The 19,288-nt window shown below is 67.0% G+C and carries 17 protein-coding genes and 1 pseudogene; 6 read left to right on the top strand and 12 right to left on the bottom strand.

Annotated features, from left to right (window positions below; translation table 11 throughout):
- Nucleotides 1-6: 6 nt before the first annotated feature.
- On the bottom strand, nt 7-1,431 hold the full coding sequence (locus BM315_RS13280) for an aspartate ammonia-lyase (protein WP_090501717.1): 1,425 nt from the start codon (nt 1,429-1,431) through the stop codon (nt 7-9).
- Nucleotides 1,432-1,840: 409 nt separating this feature from the next.
- Nucleotides 1,841-2,638, bottom strand: coding sequence for a substrate-binding periplasmic protein (locus BM315_RS13275; RefSeq protein WP_090501715.1), 798 nt, complete (start codon nt 2,636-2,638; stop codon nt 1,841-1,843).
- A 178-nt stretch (nt 2,639-2,816) separates the two neighbouring features.
- On the opposite strand from BM315_RS13275, the gene BM315_RS13270 reads away from it, so the two are divergent.
- A complete protein-coding gene (locus BM315_RS13270; protein ID WP_090501713.1) occupies nt 2,817-3,722 on the top strand; it encodes a LysR substrate-binding domain-containing protein in 906 nt (301 codons plus the stop codon).
- Nucleotides 3,723-3,792: 70 nt separating this feature from the next.
- On the opposite strand, the gene BM315_RS13265 is transcribed toward BM315_RS13270, so the two are convergent.
- The 10 genes and pseudogenes from BM315_RS13265 to BM315_RS13225 form a co-directional block, all read right to left on the bottom strand.
- Nucleotides 3,793-4,029, bottom strand: coding sequence for a type II toxin-antitoxin system RelE/ParE family toxin (locus tag BM315_RS13265; RefSeq protein WP_244527300.1), 237 nt, complete (start codon nt 4,027-4,029; stop codon nt 3,793-3,795).
- 57 nt (nt 4,030-4,086) lie between these two features.
- On the bottom strand, nt 4,087-4,344 hold the full coding sequence (locus BM315_RS13260) for a type II toxin-antitoxin system Phd/YefM family antitoxin (RefSeq protein WP_090501711.1): 258 nt from the start codon (nt 4,342-4,344) through the stop codon (nt 4,087-4,089).
- A 597-nt stretch (nt 4,345-4,941) separates the two neighbouring features.
- A pseudogene (locus BM315_RS25005) lies at nt 4,942-5,019 on the bottom strand (hypothetical protein); the annotation flags it as partial.
- A 58-nt stretch (nt 5,020-5,077) separates the two neighbouring features.
- Nucleotides 5,078-6,070 carry an AraC family transcriptional regulator gene (locus tag BM315_RS13255; protein WP_090501709.1) on the bottom strand — a complete coding sequence of 331 codons (993 nt, stop codon included), beginning with the start codon at nt 6,068-6,070 and terminating at the stop codon, nt 5,078-5,080.
- Between the two features lie 104 nt (nt 6,071-6,174).
- Nucleotides 6,175-7,497, bottom strand: coding sequence for a two-component response regulator AauR (gene aauR / locus BM315_RS13250; protein ID WP_090501706.1), 1,323 nt, complete (start codon nt 7,495-7,497; stop codon nt 6,175-6,177).
- On the bottom strand, nt 7,490-9,403 hold the full coding sequence (locus tag BM315_RS13245) for a sensor histidine kinase (RefSeq protein WP_090501704.1): 1,914 nt from the start codon (nt 9,401-9,403) through the stop codon (nt 7,490-7,492). The genes aauR and BM315_RS13245 overlap by 8 nt, the downstream gene beginning before the upstream one ends.
- A gap of 244 nt (nt 9,404-9,647) precedes the next feature.
- Nucleotides 9,648-10,382, bottom strand: coding sequence for an amino acid ABC transporter ATP-binding protein (locus tag BM315_RS13240; RefSeq protein ID WP_090501702.1), 735 nt, complete (start codon nt 10,380-10,382; stop codon nt 9,648-9,650).
- Nucleotides 10,379-11,047 (bottom strand): amino acid ABC transporter permease, encoded by a 669-nt coding sequence (locus BM315_RS13235; RefSeq protein WP_170862212.1) that lies wholly within the window; start codon nt 11,045-11,047, stop codon nt 10,379-10,381. The genes BM315_RS13240 and BM315_RS13235 overlap by 4 nt, the downstream gene beginning before the upstream one ends.
- The gene (locus tag BM315_RS13230; RefSeq protein ID WP_090501698.1) at nt 11,044-11,790 is read right to left on the bottom strand and encodes an amino acid ABC transporter permease; all 747 of its coding nucleotides are present in this window, start codon (nt 11,788-11,790) and stop codon (nt 11,044-11,046) included. The genes BM315_RS13235 and BM315_RS13230 overlap by 4 nt, the downstream gene beginning before the upstream one ends.
- 168 nt (nt 11,791-11,958) lie before the next feature.
- On the bottom strand, nt 11,959-12,873 hold the full coding sequence (locus BM315_RS13225) for a glutamate/aspartate ABC transporter substrate-binding protein (RefSeq protein ID WP_090501697.1): 915 nt from the start codon (nt 12,871-12,873) through the stop codon (nt 11,959-11,961).
- 614 nt (nt 12,874-13,487) lie between these two features.
- Here BM315_RS13225 and purE point away from each other — a divergent pair.
- The 5 genes from purE (at nt 13,488) to BM315_RS13200 (ending at nt 18,588) form a co-directional block, all read left to right on the top strand.
- A complete protein-coding gene (gene purE / locus BM315_RS13220) occupies nt 13,488-13,979 on the top strand; it encodes a 5-(carboxyamino)imidazole ribonucleotide mutase (protein WP_090501695.1) in 492 nt (163 codons plus the stop codon).
- Between the two features lie 81 nt (nt 13,980-14,060).
- Nucleotides 14,061-15,146 carry a 5-(carboxyamino)imidazole ribonucleotide synthase gene (locus BM315_RS13215; RefSeq protein WP_090501693.1) on the top strand — a complete coding sequence of 362 codons (1,086 nt, stop codon included), beginning with the start codon at nt 14,061-14,063 and terminating at the stop codon, nt 15,144-15,146.
- Nucleotides 15,147-15,277: 131 nt separating this feature from the next.
- Entirely contained in the window at nt 15,278-15,523 is a 246-nt protein-coding gene (locus BM315_RS13210; protein WP_090501691.1) for a GlsB/YeaQ/YmgE family stress response membrane protein, read from the top strand.
- A gap of 37 nt (nt 15,524-15,560) precedes the next feature.
- Nucleotides 15,561-16,109, top strand: coding sequence for a DUF3299 domain-containing protein (locus BM315_RS13205; RefSeq protein WP_090501689.1), 549 nt, complete (start codon nt 15,561-15,563; stop codon nt 16,107-16,109).
- Between the two features lie 433 nt (nt 16,110-16,542).
- Nucleotides 16,543-18,588, top strand: coding sequence for a cation:proton antiporter (locus BM315_RS13200; protein ID WP_090501687.1), 2,046 nt, complete (start codon nt 16,543-16,545; stop codon nt 18,586-18,588).
- Nucleotides 18,589-19,288 lie beyond the last annotated feature (700 nt).

The raw sequence follows: 19,288 nt of genomic DNA, 5'->3' as shown, positions 1-19,288 counted from the left end.
CGTGGCTTACGCCTTCAAGGGCACCAGGCGCGGGGCGATCATGTTTTCCGGGCTGAGGATGTCGGCCAGGGTGGCGTCGTCCAGCAGGTTTTCTTCGCGCACCAGTTCCAGCACGCCGCGGCCGCTGTCCAGGGCCAGCTTGGCGATGCGGGTGGCGTTCTCGTAGCCGATGTAGGGGTTGAGCGCGGTGATCAGGCCGATGGAGTTCTCCATCAGCGCCCGGCAATGCGCCTCGTTGGCGGTGATGCCATTGATGCAATGCTCGCGCAGCATGTCCATGGCGCGCTGCAGCAGGCGGATCGAGTCGAAGATCTTGTAGGCGATCAGCGGCTCCATGACGTTCAGTTGCAGCTGGCCGCCCTCGGCGGCGATGGTCAGGGCCAGGTCGTTGCCGATGATCTCGAAGGCCACCTGATTGACCGCCTCGGGGATCACCGGGTTGACCTTGCCGGGCATGATCGAGCTGCCCGGCTGGCGCGCCGGCAGGTTGATCTCGTTGATCCCGGTGCGCGGGCCGCTGGACAGCAGGCGCAGGTCGTTGCAGATCTTCGACAGCTTGACTGCGGTGCGCTTGAGCATGCCGGAGAACAGCACGAAGGCGCCCATGTCCGAGGTCGCCTCGATCAGGTCGGCGGCCGGCACCAGCGGCTGGCCACTGATCGCGGCCAGGCGGTCGACCGCCAGCTGCTGGTAGCGCGGGTCGGCGTTGATCCCGGTGCCGATCGCGGTGCCGCCCAGGTTGACCTCGGTGAGCAGTTCCGGGGCCAGGCTGCGCAGGCGCGCCAGGTCTTCGCCGAGGGTGGTGGCGAAGGCGCGGAACTCCTGGCCGAGGGTCATCGGCACGGCGTCCTGCAACTGGGTGCGGCCCATCTTCAATACGTGGGCGAACTCCTCGCCCTTGGCCGCGAAGGCGCCGATCAGGCTGTCGAGGCTGGCCAGCAGGGCATCGTGGCCGAGCAGCAGGCCGAGGCGGATGGCGGTCGGGTAGGCGTCGTTGGTCGACTGCGCCATGTTCACGTCGTTGTTCGGGTGCAGGTATTTGTACTCGCCCTTGGCGTGGCCCATGGCCTCCAGGGCGATGTTGGCGATCACCTCGTTGGCATTCATGTTGGTCGAGGTGCCGGCGCCGCCCTGGATCATGTCGACCACGAACTCTTCGTGGAAGTCGCCGCGCACGATGCGCGCACAGGCTTCGCTGATCGCCGCGTGCTTGGCCGCACTCAGGTGGCCCAGTTCGCGGTTGGCATCGGCGGCCGCCTGCTTGACCATGGCCAGCGCGGTGACGAACTTCGGGTAGTGCGCCAGCGGCACGCCGGACAGGCGGAAGTTGTGCACGGCACGCAAGGTCTGGATGCCGTAATAGGCCTCGGCGGGAACTTCGAGGGTGCCAAGCAGATCTTTTTCGATACGGAATGATGCGGCAGCGGACATGATGGGGGTATCTCTAGGGAATACGGCTAACGCCGCGATGTCCCGTAGACTAAGGGCTGCGGCCGAAACCTGGCCAATGCTGTTAAGCGCTGGGCTATGCACAATCGGCATAATGTCGGCGTGACGCCCCAAGTCGTTCGGACGTGTGGCGCGGCTTGGCCGCCTGCCTTGGCGGCAGAACCCGCAACATCAGGCTGCGCGCCTGAACCCGTAAGGTGCGCCGCGCGCACCACGAACCACAGGCAGTTGGAGCGCACACCTGGGCGGCCCCGCGCCCCCGTCGAAGAACCTGTGATTTTGCTTCGGTCGTTGCCAAACTCCGGGGTGGGCAAGATCGTAGGGCGGATTACCCCGCTGCGGCGCGACCCAGCCGCAGCTTCCGCTCTGCCCGAATCGGCCGCGGGCGCGACTAGGAACCGCTGGGGATCGCCCGGTTGCGGATCAGGTAACAGAACTCGGGGGTCTTGCTGCAGCCGCTATAACCCTCGGCGATGATCTCGTTCATCGCCTGCTGCAGGCGCCCGACCACCTCGTCGGGGGTGTCCTTGTGCAGCGCCAGGTACAGCTCGGCGGTGTGGAAGGTCAGTGCGGTCTTCAGCCCGGTCACGCCCAACTGCTTGGTGTAGTAGCGCCATGCAGGTTCCGCGGTGGCCCACAGTTCGATGTCGCCCTTGAGCAGGCGCTGCACGTTGTCTTGCTCGTTCAGGGCGCTGTCGACGTTCAGCCCCTGGCTTTCCAGGTAGGCATTCAGTGCGCCGTTGCGGTACACCCCGATTCGGTAGGCCTTGGCCTGCTCCAGGCTGTTGAGCCGCAGTTGGTTGTCCGCCGCGCTGAGCAGCACGCTTTCGTAATGGGCGAGCGGGCCGACCCACTTGAACAGCGTGCGGTTCTGTTCGCTGCGCACGACCGAGAACAGTCCGTGGTTCGGCGACTTCAGGGTGTCGCCGTAGATTCGGCTCCACGGCGAGCGCAGGGTCATGCTGTACGCGATGCCGGCGCGCTCGAACAGGTCACGCACGGTGTCGGCGCCGATGCCCTGGATGTCATCGCCGCGGGCGAATCGTTTGTTCGCCGGGGAGATGCTGAACGGCGGGAAATTTTCGGTCTGCAGGATGATCCGGTAGTCGTCGGGCAGCTCGGCGTGCGCCGTAGCGGTGATCCCCAGAACCAAGCCAATCAGCAGGATGGTGCGGCGCAACTTCTCCATGATTTCAGCTCCTTGAGGTATTTCTTGTTGTTAGGGCGGCATTGTAGCGGCTGTGGTGTGCGAGGGGGGGAGCCGCCAGGCTATGGTGCGCGGCAAGCGCATAGGGCAGGATGAGCCGGTAGGCAGCGAGCGGCCGGTGCACCGCTGCAGGTCCGTTACGAGGGAAGCCACGCAATCGATGAACCTGGAAACCAAATGGCTGGAAGACTTCGTCGCCCTGGCCGCCACCCGCAGCTTCTCCCAGGCCGCGCAGAAGCGCTTCGTCACCCAGCCGGCCTTCAGCCGGCGGATCAAGGCGCTGGAGCAGATGCTCGGCCTGACCCTGGTCAACCGCGCCTGCACCCCGGTCGAGCTGACCGAGTCCGGCCAGCTGTTTCTGGTCACCGCACGCAGCCTGGTCGAGCAGCTCGGCGAGGTGGTGCGTCACCTGCACAACCTCGAAGGCAAGCAGGGCGAGGTGCTGCAGATCGCCGCCGCGCACTCGTTGACCCTGGGCTTCTTCCCCGAATGGATCGCCCGCCTGCGCCGTGAAGGCCTGCCGTTGAATACCCGGCTGGTGGCGACCAACGTCGGCGAGGCGGTGCACTCGCTGCGCGAGGGCGGCTGCGACCTGATCCTCGCCTACTACGACCCGGATGCCGCGCTGCAGATGGACCCGGAAATCTTCCCCTCGCTGCACCTGGGCGTGACCTCGATGCTGCCGGTGTGCGCGGTGGACGAGGGCGGTGCGCCGCTGTTTGACCTCGACGGCGGCCAGAGCGTGCCGCTGCTGGCCTACAGCGCCGGCGCCTTCCTCGGCCGCTCGGTCAACCTGCTGCTGCGCCAGCGCGCGCTGCGCTCGACCACGGTGTACGAAACGGCGATGGCCGACAGCCTGAAGAGCATGGCCCTGCAGGGCATGGGCGTGGCCTGGGTGCCACGCCTGTCGGTCACCATGGAGCTGGCCCGCGGCGAGCTGGTGGTGTGCGGCGACGAACAGTGGCAAGTGCCGCTGGAAATCCGCCTGCACCGCTGCGCCCTGGTGCGCAAGGCGGCGGTCAGGCTGTTGTGGCGCAAGCTGGAAAGCGGCGAGCTGGGGGGATGAGTGCGGGGGCTTTGCTTGGTTGGTGCTGAGCACAGTTTCTCAGTCAAAGACATCCGTGCGCCGCGCTTGGTTAACTGGTCTCCAGCATGAAAGCACGCAGCTGCCGTTCCTCTCTCATGACGTATAGCAAAAGCACCAGATCCCCATCTTCCCGGTAAAAAATGCGGCAAGGCGGCACCAGCACTTCTCTGTATATGGCATTGGGCAGCTCTGGAGGAACGCGCCCGGATTGGGGGAAATCTGCCAGTCGATCCGTTTTGGCGAAAACGCGCTCGACCAAGTTGCTTGCGGCAACGGGATTATCCAGCGCTATGTACTCGGCAATGGCATCCAGTTGCTGAAGCGCTGGTTCCGTCCGTCCAGACTACTTCGGCCATTTACCCATCTTCTCCCTGGCCTCTGTTTGGCTGTACGTCCTTCCTTCGAGTACAGCCCGCTCTCCCCGTGAGAGGCCTTCCAGCAACTCAAGTCGGCGCTGCATGAATTCGTAGTCCTGAACATCGACGAGATACGCCGATGGCTGACCATGCTCGGTAATCAACACCGGTTCTTTCGACGCGTGGAGATCCGCCAGGATTTTTGTCGCCTGCCGCTTGAGGTTGGTAACAAGCTCGACTTTCATGGGTGTCCTCCAAAACCGGCCAAATAGTGATACTACAGTATCACTATGCGGGCGACGCAAGCCCAGCTAACGTTTGTCTCTTAGCTGGGGCTGGGCCTGATTCATGGCGCCGACAAATGAATCGTCTCCCCCCCCATACCAGCCGCGCTCAGCGCAGCCACCTGGCCAGCAGACGCCGGGCCGGCTGCCGGTTCGGCTGCGCCGTACAGCCGAATATTCGGGGTCACAGATTTCTCTGTAGAGAGTTGCAGCGTAAATCGCGGTCTGACCCCATTTATTGATAGGGGATCGAAGTGGCCAAATTTCACGGCCGCAGTGCCCAGTCGTAGGGTGCGCCGCGCGCACCAGGGGCAGGTGCGCAAACGGCTGGTGCGCGTGGCGCACCCTACGGGCAGGTCGGCATTGGCGGGGCCCGGATGATCAGGCGCGAAACCGGCTCGGCGCGGCCTCGCTCCAGCGCTGGAAGGCGTGGCGGAAGCTGGCGCTCTCGCTGAAGCCATGTCGTAGGGTGCGCCGCGCGCACCAGGGCCGGTGTGCAAACGGCTGGTGCGCGTGGCGCACCCTACGGGCAGGTCAATATTGACGGGGCCCGGATGATCAGGCGCGAAACCGGCTCGGCGCGACCCCGCTCCAGCGCTGGAAGGCGTGGCGGAAGCTGGCGCTCTCGCTGAAGCCATGTCGTAGGGTGCGCCGTGCGCACCAGGGCAGGTCAGTATTGGCGGGGCCTGGATGATCAGGCGCGAAACCGGCTCGGCGCCACCCCGCTCCAGCGCTGGAAGGCGTGGCGGAAGCTGGCGCTCTCGCTGAAGCCGAGTTCCTCGGCGATCCGGCAGATCGGCCAGTCGTCCTGGCCGAGCAGGGTCTTGGCCCGTTCGAAGCGCAGCTCGTCGAGCAGCTCCTGGTAGTGGGTGCCGAGCTCCTGCAGGTGGCGGCGCAGGGTGTGCGGCGAGCAGTGCATCTGCTGGGCCAGCGCCTCCAGCCCGGGCGGTTCGACCAGGTGGCTGGCCAGTTCCGCGCGCACTCGCTGCAGCCAGGCCTGGCGGGTGGTGAACTCGGCGTTCTGCTTGCGGCAGCGCTCGAGCATCTCCAGGTGGGTGACCGGGTCGGCCAGCGGCAGGCGCCGCTGCAGCCACTCGGCGGGGAAGGCGAAGGCATTGCGCGCGGCGTCGAACTGCAGCGGGCAGGCGAAGCTGCTGGCGTAGCGTGCGACGTAGGCCGGCTGTGGATAGGCGAACTGCGCCGCGGCCAGCGGCAGCGGCTGGCCGAGCAGTTCGTCGCAGATCAGCTTGAGCGAGGCCAGACACATCTCCACGTTGAACCGCTCCAGCGCCAGCGCGTGGCGGTACTCGGCGGCGCCGACCCAGGCCAGCTCGTCCTCCACCGTCAGGTCCAGCTTGAAGTAGGTGCCGAGCAGGGCCGGGTACTGCAACAGCAGGCGCCAGGCGTCACCAAAGGTGGCACTGGAGAGCGCGGCGTAACCGAGCAGGCCGTAAGACGACACATGCAGGCGCCGGCCCAACTGCAGGCCGAGGTCGGCGCGCAGGGCCAGGGCGTTGGCGCACACCTGCAATTCCTGGGTGCGGGTGATGCGCCGCTCGCCGCTCGCCAGGTCGCCGGCCTGGATGCCGCTGCCGGCCAGCAATGGCTCGGTCAGTTCGGGCTGGTCGGCGAACAGTTCGAGGATCAGCGCGACCACGTGCAGGGTGGTCAGGTGGGCATGCAGCATCGGCGATTTCCGCGGGCCTTGGGTGAGCGATAGACAGCAAGAAGCATACCGTCTGCAGCAGCGCCTGTTGCAGAAGGAGCCTGGTGCGGCGGCGAACGGTCCCCCTACAGCCCGTACTTCTTCACCTTGTCGAACAGCGTGGTCTTGGCCATGCCCAGGGCTTGGGCGGCCTGGCTGAGGTTGCCGGCGTGGCGGGCCAGGGCGTCGCCCAGCAGGTTGCGCTCGAAGGCCTCCACCGCCTCGGCGAAGCCCGGGCCGCTGCCGCCGTCGGCCAGGCCGCTGTGCTTGAAGGCCGGCAGGCCGAGGGCGAAGCGCTCGGCGACGTTGCGCAGCTCGCGCACGTTGCCCGGCCAGTCGTGGGCCAGCAGTGCGGCCAGGGTGGGGTGGTCGAGCGCGGGTGGCGGGCGGTCGAAGCGCAGGGCGGCGAGCTGCAGGAAGTGCTCGAACAGCAGGCCGATGTCCTCGCGTCGCTCGCGCAGCGGCGGCAGTTCCAGGCTGACCACGTTGAGCCGGTAGTAGAGGTCGCTGCGGAACTGGCCGGCGCGGCCAAGCTGGTCGAGGTCGGCCTTGGTCGCGGCGATCACCCGGCAGTCGACGGCGATCGGCTGGTTCGAGCCGAGGCGTTCCAGGCTGTGTTCCTGCAGCACCCGCAGCAGTTTGATCTGCAGGTTCAGCGGCATGCTCTCGATCTCGTCGAGGAACAGGCTGCCGCCGTGGGCGTGTTCGATCTTGCCGATCCGCCGCTTGCCGGCACCGGTGAAGGCGTGGGCCTCGTGGCCGAAGATCTCGCTCTCGAACAGGCTCTCCGGCAGGCCGCCACAGTTCAGCGCGACGAACTGCTTGCTCTGGCGCCGGCTGAAGTCGTGCAGGCAGCGCGCGACCAGTTCCTTGCCGGTGCCGGTCTCGCCCTCGATCAGCACGTTGGCGCCGGTGTCGGCGACGTTGGCGATCAGTTCGCGCAGCCGCTGCATGGCCGGCGAGCGGCCGATCAGGCGCTGTTCCAGGGCCTGGCGCCCGGCCAGCTGGCGGCGCAGCGCCGACACCTCGCGGGCCAGGCCGCGCTGCTCGAGGGCGCGGCGCACCACCTCGACCAGACGCTCGGGGGAGAAGGGCTTCTCGATGAAGTCGTAGGCGCCGTCGCGCATGGCGCCGACCGCCATGCCGATGTCGCCGTGGCCGGTGATCAGCACCACCGGCAGGCTCGGGTCGCGGCGCTTGAGTTCGTTCAGCAGGCGCAGGCCGTCCATGCCCGGCAGGCGGATGTCGCTGACGACGATGCCGGGAAAATCCGCGTCGACCTGGGCCAGGGCCTCCTCGGCGCTGCCCAGGCCGATGCTGTCGATGTCCTCCAGGGCCAGCGCCTGCTGGCAGCCGAGCAGCACATGGGGGTCGTCTTCGACGATCAGGACGCACAGCGCTTCATTCATGGGACGGCTCCGGGGCGGGCGCGCCGGCGAGCAGCGCCAGGCTGAGGACGAAGGCGGTGCCACCGGCTTCCGGGTGACGCACGCCGAGATTGCCGCCGGCGGCGGCGGCCAGGCTGGCCGACAGGGTCAGGCCGAGGCCTAGGCCCTGCTCGCCGGGCTTGGTGGTGAAGAAGGGTTCGAACAGGTGGCCGCGCAGTTCCGGGGCGATGCCCGGGCCGTTGTCGCGCACCTCCAGGCGGTAGCTGGCGCCGTCGGCCGCGCCGCTGAGCCAGAGGTGGCGCTCGGCCTGCGCGCCCATGGCGTCCAGGGCGTTGCCGATCAGGTTGACCAGGATCTGTTCCAGGCGGGTCTGGTCGATGCCCAGGCGGGTAGCGCCGGCGTAGGCGTGTTCGATCTGCACCGGGCTGCGCTGCAGGCGCGGCTGCAGCAGCATCAGCGCGGCGTCCACCGCCTGGCCCAGGCTGGCCTGGCCGTGGTCATCGGAGCGGCGGGCGAAGGCGCGCAGGCTGGCGGTGATCTTGCCCATGCGGTCGACCAGCTCGCCGATGGTCTGCAGGTTGCTGCCTGCCACCTCCAGGGCGCCGCGCTGGAGGAAGCGCACGGTGTTGCCGGACAGGGTGCGCAGCGCCGCCAGCGGCTGGTTGAGTTCGTGGGCGATGCTGGTGGACATCTGCCCGATCACCGCCAGCTTGCCGGCCTGGACCAGCTCGTCCTGGGTCTGGCGCAGGTGCGCCTCGGTCTGCCGGCGCTCGCGGATCTCGGCCTTGAGCCGCTCGTTGCTGGCCGAGAGGTCGGCGGTGCGTTCGGCGATGCGCCGCTCCAGCTCGTCGTTGGCCCGTTGCAGCGCCTCGCGCGCGGCCAGACGGGTGGCGATCACCTTGCGCCGCTGGTTCAGCGCCAGGCCGAAGAAGATCAGTAACGCGCAGGCGCCGGCGGCCAGCAGGGCATTGCCGATGGCCGCGCGGCGCTGGTCCTGCAGCGGGCTGAGCAGGGTCAGGCGCCAGGGCGTGTCGGCCAGCGGCCGGCTCTGCTCCAGGTAGTTGATCCGCCCCGGCGCCCGTCCGCCCGGCGTGGCGCTGGCGTAGCTGACCTGCTCGATGCCGTCGCCCAGCGGCGTGCGCGCCAGCGGCTGCAGTTCCTCCAGCGCCCACCAGTGGTATTGCAGGCTGCGCGCCAGGCGCTCGCGGGTGTTCGGCCCCAGCGCCTGCACCGCCTTGAGCCGCCGCGCCGGGTCGCTGGACAGGATGATGACGCCGTTCTCGTCGCTGACGTAGGCTTCCAACCGCGCCCGTTGCCAGCGCTGCTCGAGGGCGTCCAGGCGCACCTTGACCACCGCCACGCCGATGATCCGCTCGCCCTGCTTGAGGCCGTGGGCCAGGTAGTAGCCGGGCTCGCCGGTGGTGCTGCCGATGCCGTAGAAGCGCCCCGGCTTGCCCTGCACGGCGTCCTGGAAATAGGCGCGGAACGACAGGTCTTCACCGAGGAAGCTGCTCGGCTCGCGCCAGTTGCTGGTGGCCAGCACCCGCCCAGAGGTGTCCAGCACGTAGGTGGCCAGGCTGCCGCTGCGGCCGTTAAGGCCCTCGAGGTAATCGTTGACCCGCTGCCGCCGGTAGTTGCTGGGGGTCTGCAGCAGGCGCCGCACGTCTTCGTTGAGCTCCAGCAGGCTGGGCAGGTAGTTGTACTTGGTGATCTCGCTTTCCACCGCGCGGGCGTTCAGCTCCAGCTGGCGCTCGCCGTCCTCGGCCAGGGCGCGGATGCCCGCCCGTTCGCTGAGCCGATAGCCGGCATAGCCGCAGCCGAGCACCAGGGCGAGCAGCAGCAGGGACAGCAGCAGGTGGCGGAACAGGCGCGGTTTCACGGTCAGGGCAGGCGGCACTGCGCAGAGGCGGGCGGTGGGGCATTGCATCACAGTCCTCCAGTGCTGGCCAGTTCCGCTGGGCGCCTCATTCCGTAGGGTGCGCTGTGCGCACCGCTGGCGACGGTTGTTTGGTGCGCACGGCGCACCCTACGGATCTGCACCCGCCCTACACGAGGTTGTGGTCAGTGCGTAGGATGGGTTGAGCGAAGCGATACCCATCAATCCGGCGATACCCATCGATTGGCTGATGGGTATCGCAGGCTCAACCCATCCTACGGGGTTGCGGTTGCGGTCAGTGCTGGAGGATCTTGGCGAGGAACTGCTGGGCGCGCTCGGAGCGGGCCGAGAGATCGCCGAAGAAGGCTTCCTTGGGGCAGTCCTCGACTATCTTGCCGGCGTCCATGAAGATCACCCGGTCGGCGACCTTGCGCGCGAAGCCCATCTCGTGGGTCACGCACATCATGGTCATGCCCTCGTTGGCCAGCTGCACCATCACATCCAGCACCTCGTTGACCATCTCCGGGTCGAGCGCCGAGGTCGGCTCGTCGAACAGCATCACCACCGGGTCCATGGCCAGGGCGCGGGCGATCGCTACCCGTTGCTGCTGGCCGCCGGACAACTGACCGGGGTGTTTGTGCGCATGGGCGGCCAGGCCGACCCGCTCGAGCAGGGCCAGGCCCTTCTCACGGGCTTCGGCCTTGCTGCGGCCGAGTACCTTGACCTGGGCGATGCACAGGTTCTCGGTGATGGAGAGGTGCGGGAACAGCTCGAAGTGCTGGAACACCATGCCGACCCGCGAGCGCAGCTTGGGCAGGTCGGTCTTCTTGTCGGCGATCGAGGTGGCATCGACCAGGATGTCGCCCTGCTGGAACGGCTCCAGGGCGTTGACGCACTTGATCAGGGTCGACTTGCCCGAGCCGGATGGACCGCACACCACCACCACTTCGCCCTTCTTCACTTCGGTGCTGCAGTCGCTCAGCACCTGGAAGTCCCCGTACCACTTGTTGACGTTCTGGATAGAGATCATACGGCTAACCTTTTTTGCAGATGCTTGACCAGCTGCGAGGCGGCGAAGCTGAGGGTGAAGTAGACCAGGCCGGCGAAGATCAGGAACTCATGGGCCTGGCCGATGATGTCGCCGCGCGAGCGGGCGGCGTTGAGGAAGTCCATCAGGCCGACGGTGTAGACCAGCGAGGTGTCCTGGAACAGGATGATGCTCTGCTGCAGCAGCAGCGGGGTCATCTTGCGGAACGCCTGGGGCAGGATGATCAGGCGCATGCTCTGCGCGTAGCTCATGCCGAGCGCCGAGGCGGCGCCCATCTGACCCCGGGGGATGGCCTGGATGCCGGCGCGGACGATCTCGCAGAAGTACGCCGCCTCGAACATCACGAAGGCCACCAGGCAGGAGGCGAAGGCGCCCACCGGGGTGTCCTCGCCGGTGATCCAGCGCAGGATGAAGGGCACCGCGAAGTAGAACCAGGTGATCACCAGCAGCAGCGGGATCGAGCGGAAGTAGTTGACGTAGGTGGCGGCGAAGCTGGCCAGCAGCCGGTTCGGCGACAGCCGCAGCAGCGCCAGCAGGGTGCCCAGCACGACGCCGCCGAGCACGCCCAGCGCCATCAGCTTGAGGGTCATCCACAGGCCGTCGGCCAGCCCCGGCAGCGCCGGAATGATTGCGGAAAAGTCCATCACTTGCCTCCTACGGCGATCAGCCCGGGCACCGCGACCTGCTTCTCCACCGCGCGCATCAGCAGCATCAGGCCCATGTTCAGGGTGAAGTAGATCAGCGTGGCCAGGGTGAAGGCCTCGAACAGGTTGGCGCTGAATTCGGCGGTCTGCTTGGTCTGCGCCAGCAGCTCCATCAGGCCGATCAAGGACGCCACCGAGGAGTTCTTGAAGATGTTGAGGAACTCGCTGGTCAGCGGCGGGATGACGATGCGCAGCGCCTGCGGCAGCAGCACCTCGCGGTAGATCTGCGGCAGGCGAAAGCCCATGGCGTAGCCGGCGGCGATCTGCCCGCTGGGCAGCGCCTGGATGCCGGTGCGCACCTGCTCGCAGACCCGCGCGGCGGTGAACAGGCCCAGGCACAGCACCACGCTCAGGTAGGCCGAGGTGGCCGGTGCCAGGTCCTGCTTGAACCAGATTTCCAGTGGCTCGGGCAGCAGGTCCGGCACCAGGAAGTACCAGAGGAACAGCTGCACCAGCAGCGGCACGTTACGGAAGATTTCCACGTAGGCGCTGGCCAGGCCGGCCAGCCAACGGTTCGGCACGGTGCGCAGCACGCCGAGCAGGGTGCCGAGCAGCAGGGCGATGACCCAGCCGGCCAGGGCGATGGCGATGGTCCAGCCCAGGCCGGTGACGAACCAGTCCAGGTAGATCTCGCTGCCGATGCCGGTGGACTTGAAGAAGATGCCCCAGTCCCAGTTGTAATTCATGCGGGTTTCCCCTCGGGTGTCACTGTGGGTTGGACGGGGCCGGGCAGGCAGATGCCGGCCCCGCGCGCTAGTGGCGCACGTGCCCCTGATCCATTCGGGTGGAAGGTGGGAGCCAGGCTCCCGGGTCCCCGCCGGCGCGCCCCTCGTGAGGGCACGTCGGCGTCACCGTCAGAGCTGCTCGGCAGCCTTGTCGGTGGGGTTGGCGATGAGCTTCTTCAGCTCGGCGCTCATGGGGAAGTTGAGGTTCAGGCCCTTCGGCGGGATCGGCTGCATGAACCACTTGTCGTAGATCGCCGTGACTTCGCCGGACTGGTAGGCCGCGGCGATGGCGCCGTCGACCACCTGCTTGAACGCCGGGTCGCCCTTGCGCAGCATGCAACCGTAGATCTCGAACGACTGCGGGGTGCCGACCACCGCCCAGTCGGCCGGCTGCTTGGCCTTGGCCATTTCGCCGAACAGCAGGGCGTCGTCCATCATGAAGGCCAGCGCGCGGCCGGACTCGAGCATCAGGAAGGACTCGCCGTGGTCCTTGGCCGAGATGATGTTCATGCCCATCTGCTTGTCGGCGTTCATGCTCTTGAGCAGGCGCTCGGAGGTGGTGCCGGCGGTGGTCACCACGTTCTTGCCCTTGAGGTCGGCGAAGTCGGCGACGCCCGAGGTCTTCTTGGTCAGCAGGCGGGTGCCCACCTCGAAGATGCCCACGGAGAAGTCCACCTGCTGCTGGCGCTCGACGTTGTTGGTGGTGGAGCCGCACTCCAGGTCGACGGTGCCGTTCTGCACCAGCGGGATGCGGGTCTGCGAGGTCACCAGGTTGTAGCGCACCTTCAGCTCGGGCATCGCCAGCTTCTGCTTGATCGCCTCGACTGCCTTGAGCTGCAGGTCATGGGAGAAACCCACCGGCTGCTGCGGGCTGTCGCCGAAATAGGAGAAGGGGATGGAGGCGTCGCGGTGGCCGAGGACGATGGTGCCGGTTTGCTTGATCTTCTTCAGGGTGCCGGTCAGCTCTTCGGCCAGCGTCGGGGCGCTGAGCAGGGTGGCGGCCAGGGCGACGGCGACGGCGCGGGAAAGAGTGCTGGTGGTCATGCTGATCCTCACTGTTGTTGTTATCGGCTGGCCGACCGGGCCGGCCCGGCGGCGGGGAAGGCGCGCGGCCTTCCTGCAGTGGGTTAGAGCAGGGAACGTGCCAGGCTTTTTTTGGGCGCTGCTTTTTTATAACTGATTGAAAATAAAGGATTAAAGTTTTGTGCCGGTTCCGCAGGCGAACCCTGGCGTTCGCCTTGGCGAACAAGTGCGGTTTACTCATTCGGAAAACCGAACGGCCGCTCCGGGCAGTGAGAACGTTTTCACGTCAGAGCCAGAGGCAGGAGCCGTATGCGCCAATGCCGCACATACGGGGCTGTGCGGGCGCGGTGGCTAACCACCGTCTCCAGCGCGACCGCCTGTTGCTCCCGGATAGCCATAGGCGCAATAGCCGGCAGACCCGCATCGCCCTATAAAGGAAGGAGGTCCGCGAAGCTTGGTGCCAGGACCGGCGACGGACGGTCATGCAGGGGGGGCGCTCTTTGTGTCGTTAGGCTATACTGCGCCGCCTTCAAACCCGCCGGCCGCGGGTTTGCTCCGAACATGACAAGCCACGCTCTTTGCGTGGCTTGTTGGTTTTTGACGCGCCGTGAGGCGCTTGATGAAGAGGCACGACGATGAGCGCACTGGTTGGCGTGATCATGGGCTCCAAGTCCGATTGGTCCACCCTTAGCCACACCGCCGAGATGCTGGACAAGCTGGGCATCCCCTATGAGGTCAAGGTGGTGTCCGCCCACCGCACCCCGGACCTGCTGTTCCAGTACGCCGAGCAGGCCGAAGGCCGCGGCATCCAGGTGATCATCGCCGGTGCCGGCGGCGCCGCCCACCTGCCGGGCATGTGCGCGGCCAAGACCCACCTGCCGGTGCTGGGCGTGCCGGTGCAGTCGGCGATGCTCTCGGGCGTCGATTCGCTGCTGTCGATCGTGCAGATGCCGGCCGGCATTCCGGTTGCCACCCTGGCCATCGGCAAGGCCGGTGCGGTCAACGCGGCGCTGCTGGCGGCGAGCATCCTCGGTCACCAGCACCCGCAGTTCCATGCGGCGCTGAAGAAGTTCCGCCAGGAGCAGACCGATACCGTGCTGGACAATCCGGACCCGCGTCAGGCCTGAGGGCGGCTCGTGGGTCAGTAGAAGCTTCGCGGGCAAGTCCGCTCCCACAGGGGCGCGTGCGGCATTGAAAGAGGTAGACGCATGAAAATCGGTGTAATCGGTGGCGGCCAACTGGGTCGCATGCTGGCTTTGGCCGGCACTCCCCTGGGGATGAACTTCGCCTTTCTCGACCCGGCGCCGGACGCCTGTGCCCAGGCGCTTGGCGAGCATATCCGCGCCGACTACGGCGACCAGGACCACCTGCGCCAGCTGGCCGACGAAGTCGACCTGGTGACCTTCGAGTTCGAGAGCGTGCCGGCCGAGACCGTGGCCTTCCTCTCGCAGTTCGTGCCGGTCTACCCGTGCGCCGAATCGCTGCGCATCGCCCGCGACCGCTGGTTCGAGAAGTCGATGTTCAAGGAGCTGGGCATTCCCACCCCGGCGTTCGCCGACATCCACTCGCAGGCCGACCTCGACGCCGCGGCCGCCGCTATCGGTCTGCCGGCGGTGCTCAAGACCCGCACCCTGGGCTACGACGGCAAGGGTCAGAAGGTCCTGCGCCAGGCGCAAGACGTGCAGGACGCCTTCGCCGAGCTGGGCAGCGTGCCCTGCATCCTCGAAGGCTTCGTGCCCTTCACCGGCGAGGTCTCGCTGGTCGCCGTGCGCGGCCGTGACGGCGAGACGCGCTTCTACCCGCTGGTGCACAACCGCCACGACAGCGGCATCCTCGCCCTGTCGGTCGCCAGCACGGACCATCCGCTGCAGGCCCTGGCCGAAGACTACGTCGGCCGCGTGCTGCAGAAACTCAACTACGTCGGCGTCATGGCCTTCGAGTTCTTCGAGGTCGACGGCGGTCTCAAGGCCAACGAGATCGCCCCGCGCGTGCACAACTCCGGGCACTGGACCATCGAAGGCAGCGAGTGCAGCCAGTTCGAGAACCACCTGCGTGCCGTCGCCGGCCTGCCGCTGGGCTCGACCGCCAAGGTCGGCGAGAGCGCCATGCTCAACTTCATCGGCGAAGTGCCGGCGGTGGATAAGGTAATCGCCATCGACGACTGCCACCTGCACCACTACGGCAAGGCCTTCAAGGTCGGCCGCAAGGTCGGCCACGCCACCCTGCGCTGTGCCGACCGCGCCACCCTGGAGCGGCAGATCGCCGCGGTCGAGGCGCTGATCGGCAAGGGCTGAGGTCGTGTCTGGCGCCGGCATTTCCCGGCGCCAGACACTTCCGATGGAACCTCTGCGGCTCCCATCCATCTGATAGCCTAATGCCACGGCTATTTCGGCCCTGGCGCACTCAGCTATTCGGAGACCACGCCATGGGCATTATCGGCACCATCTTCATCGGCCTGATCGTCGGCCTGATTGCACGCTTCCTCAAGCCGGGCGACGACAGCATGGGCTGGATCATGACCATCCTGCTCGGCATCGGCGGCGCCATCGCCGCGACCTACGGCGGCCAGGCCCTGGGCATCTACCAGGCTGGCCAGGGCGCCGGTTTCGTCGGCGCAGTGATCGGCGCCGTGGTTCTGCTGATACTCTACGGCGCAATCAAGAAAGGCTGAGCGGCCCTTCGCTTTCTAGCTACCCGTGAGTCTGCCCATGCGTCATCTGCTGTTGTCCCTCCTGCTCCTGAGCAGCCTGCTGCCGGCTAGCCTGGTGCATGCCGAGCTGGCGGAAACCGACTGGCTGGAGCTGATGCCGGCGGAAGACCGCCAGGCCCTCGAAGCCATGCCGGAAATCAGTCACGACGGCCCCGAGCAGGACGGCGCCTTCTACAACCCCAGTGGCCTCAGGCAGCAGGACAACAGCCTGCCGGCAGTGATGTACTCGGCCAAGACCGTGGCGGCGCTGGACGGCAAAGCCATCCGCCTGGGCGGCTACCCCGTGCCCCTGGAAAGCGACGCCGAGGGCCGCAGCACCCTGTTCTTCCTCGTCCCCTATCCAGGCGCCTGCATCCACGTGCCGCCACCGCCGCCCAACCAGTTAGTGCTGGTGCGCTACCCCGAAGGCATCGAACTTGAAGACATCTATGCCCCGCTCTGGGTCAGCGGCACCTTGCAGGTGGAGCAGGTCAGCAACGAGCTGGCCGATGCGGCCTATGCACTGGAGGCGGGGATGGTGCGGGTGGTGGAGGAGGCTGACCTTTAGCCGGACGCTTTTAGCGTGAAAGTCGCGTAGCGATGGCCTCCTCTTGTCCTTCTCCCGCCGGGAGGCGGCTCCCGCTCCCGGCGGGAGTACCGCATTCGCCACATCCCTGTGGGTCAAGGTGGCGCGAAGCGCCGGATGAGGGAGGCGGGCATGCCGCGAAGACTTTCATCGTTCGGGTGCCTCTCGCGGCATGCCCGTTAACGCCCTGATAGGTGCTGTCGCAGAATGATTGTTGCGACGAGCGCGGCTCGTAGGGTGCGCTGTGCGCACCAGGCGCCAGGCACCAGGCACCAGGCATACGGCCGCCGATGGTGCGCACGGCGCACCCTACCCAGGCCGGTTGCCTATGCTTGATCAGAGGCGTCCCGCTCGTGCCCGGTGTGCGAGCCAGTCCGCCACCTGCCTGTGCCTGCCCGAACGCGGGAGGTGAGCCATGACCCAGGGTCTGGCGATTCTGCTGTTTGCCGTCTTCGCGCTGCTCAGCGGCGCCCTGCTGCGCTTCCTGCTGCACGGCGGCAAGGTGCCCTACTCGGTGGCGCTGCTCCTGCTCGGCCTGCTGCTCGGCGTGCTGGCGCAGCAGGCCTGGCTGCCGCCCTGGGCCGAGGAGTTCGCCGCCAGCGTCGACTACGTGGCCGGCATCGAGCCGCAGCTGATCCTGTTCCTGTTCCTGCCCGCGCTGATCTTCGAATCCGCCTTCGCCCTGGAGGTGCACCTGTTCCGCCGCATGCTGACGCAGATCGCCCTGCTGGCGGTGCCGGGGCTGATCATCGCGACCCTGCTCACCGCGCTGCTGGTGCGCCTGGCCCTGCCGCTGGAGTGGAGCTGGCCGGTGGCGCTGATGTTCGGCGCCCTGGTCAGCGCCACCGACCCGGTGGCGGTGGTGTCCCTGCTCAAGGAGCAGAGTTCGCGCAAGCGCCTGGAGACCCTGATCGAGGGCGAGTCGCTGCTCAACGACGGCACCGCCATCGTCTTCTTCGTGCTCTTCTACAGCATGCTGCTGGGGGGCGCGGCGGAGGTCGGGGTCGGCTACGTCAGCCAGGAGTTCCTCCGCGTGGTCTGCGTCGGCGCCCTGGTCGGGCTGGCGGTAGCGGCGGTGGTGGTGTTCTGGGTCGGCAAGGTGTTCAACGACGCGGTGCTGGAAACCGTGGTGACCATCGCCGCCGCCTACCTGGGCTTCATCGTTGCCGAGCACGGTTTCCATTCCTCCGGCGTGGTGGCGGTGGTGACCACCGCGGTGCTGCTCGCCGGGGTCGGCCGCACCCGCTTCAGCCCGGAGGTGATGCACTACCTGCATCACTTCTGGGAAATGCTCGCCTACATCTTCAACACCCTGATCTTCCTCCTGGTCGGCATCATCATCGCTCGCCAGGTGGCGCTGCCGTCGCTGCAGATGTGGCTGAGCCTGCTGCTGCTCTACCTCGGGGTGAACCTGATCCGCGGCGCTACCATCGCCATGCTTTCGCCGCTGCTGGCGCGCCTGGGCATCGGCCTGACCCGCGACAAGGCGATCGTCCTCACCTGGGGCGGCCTGCGCGGCGCGGTGGCGCTGGCCCTGGCGCTGTCGGTGGCGCAGCAGGGGCAGATCGATGCGGCCATCCGCGAGCAGGTGCTGTTCCTCACCGCCGGCCTGGTGGTGCTGACCATCGTGATCAACGGCGCCAGCATCAGCGCCCTGCTGCAGTGGCTCGGCTTGGCCCAGCTGCCGCCGGCCAAGCGCGCCACCGTGCGCAAGGCCGAGGGCCTGATCCACAAGGAAGTGGCCGATCTGCTCGACGCCCTGAGCCGCGACGAGTTGCTCGCCCACGCCGACTGGCCCGGCATCGAGCGCAGCCTGAACGACCTGCGACTCAGCGCCGAGTTCGAGCCGAGCGCGCCCGGCCCGCAGGAGGATCTGGCGATCTTCTACAAGCGCCAGCTGCTGGAGAGCGAGCGGCAGAACTACTGGAACCAGTTCAGCCTGGGGCTGCTCGACCAGGGCGCGGCGGCGCACCTGGTGGAGGCGGTGGAGGCCGCGCTGGACGGCATCCCCGACCTCGGCCCGCGGCCCCGGTTGCAGGCGCTGTGGTCCGGCCCGGTCTGGCTGCAACGTCTGGCCCACTGGGGCTGGCTGGAGCCCGCGCGCTTTCGCCACCTGACCGCCGTCTACGGCACCCTGCGCGGCTACCGCCAGGCCCAGCAGGCGCTGCTGGCCCTGGCCGCCGACCTCGCCCCGGACCCGACCATGGCCGAAGCCGCCCGCCAGCAGATTGCCGCCAACCTGCACCAGGCCCAGCAACACCTAGAACAACTGCGCGCCGAACACGGCGCCGCCGTCGCCCAGCTGGAAACCTATACGGCCCTGCGCCTGCTGCTCAACCGCCAGCGCGAAGCGGTGCAACACCTGGCCGACGAAGGCGTGCTCGAACCGGCGGAGAGCCGCAAGCTGATCGAGCGGGTCGAGCAGCGGATGTTTAGTTTGGCGCGGGGGCGGCGAGGGTAGGCGGGGCCTGCTCAACCGCGGGATTTGCAGCGTTGCTGGCTGCGAGAACAAGTGGTACTGCCGTGTTGCAGACGCTGGTTAAAAAGCCATGAGATTTGTTATTTACATACAGTCTGGCTCTTTCGAAAAAGGGGGCGAATTTATTTATAAGGGTAGACCGGCCATTCATGGCCGGCTGCCGGTGGGGAACCGGCAGAAACCGGTTAGAAGCGGACGGTCAGCAGCATCAACACCTTGTTCCCGATTGTTCGATGACACCAGCTCGTAGGGTGCGCCGTGCGCACCAGGGGTTATCAGTGGTGCGCGCAGCCTAGGCGGCCCCGTGCGCCCTGCACAGGCCAGGCGCAACCGCTTGAGCGATGATTATCGCGAGACAGCCTCCTCGCCGGCAGACCAGTATTTTGCCCAGAACCTGATCAGTGACCGGCCGCAAGCAAGGGGAGGTGGCGGGGCACAACAGGCAAAACCGACGCGAAACGGCTGGTGGCGACTGACGGCGAGCGGTCAGGAGCTGGCATTGACGACAGGCAGCAACCGGCCCAGGCTGTGTAAAAACGTATTGAGCACCGAGAGCTGATCAATCAATGATCGAATCTGACGATCTCTCGTAAATTCCACGCAAGCTCGATGCGAAAACTTCTCCAGAATTCGCGTAGCAACGCGATCCGCAGAGTTGAGTGGGAGTTTTTACACAGCCTGG

Source organism: Pseudomonas borbori (assembly GCF_900115555.1).
GTDB lineage: Bacteria > Pseudomonadota > Gammaproteobacteria > Pseudomonadales > Pseudomonadaceae > Aquipseudomonas > Aquipseudomonas borbori.
Note: the sequence above shows the minus strand (reverse complement) of the source record. Positions and strands in the feature narration are given on the sequence as shown.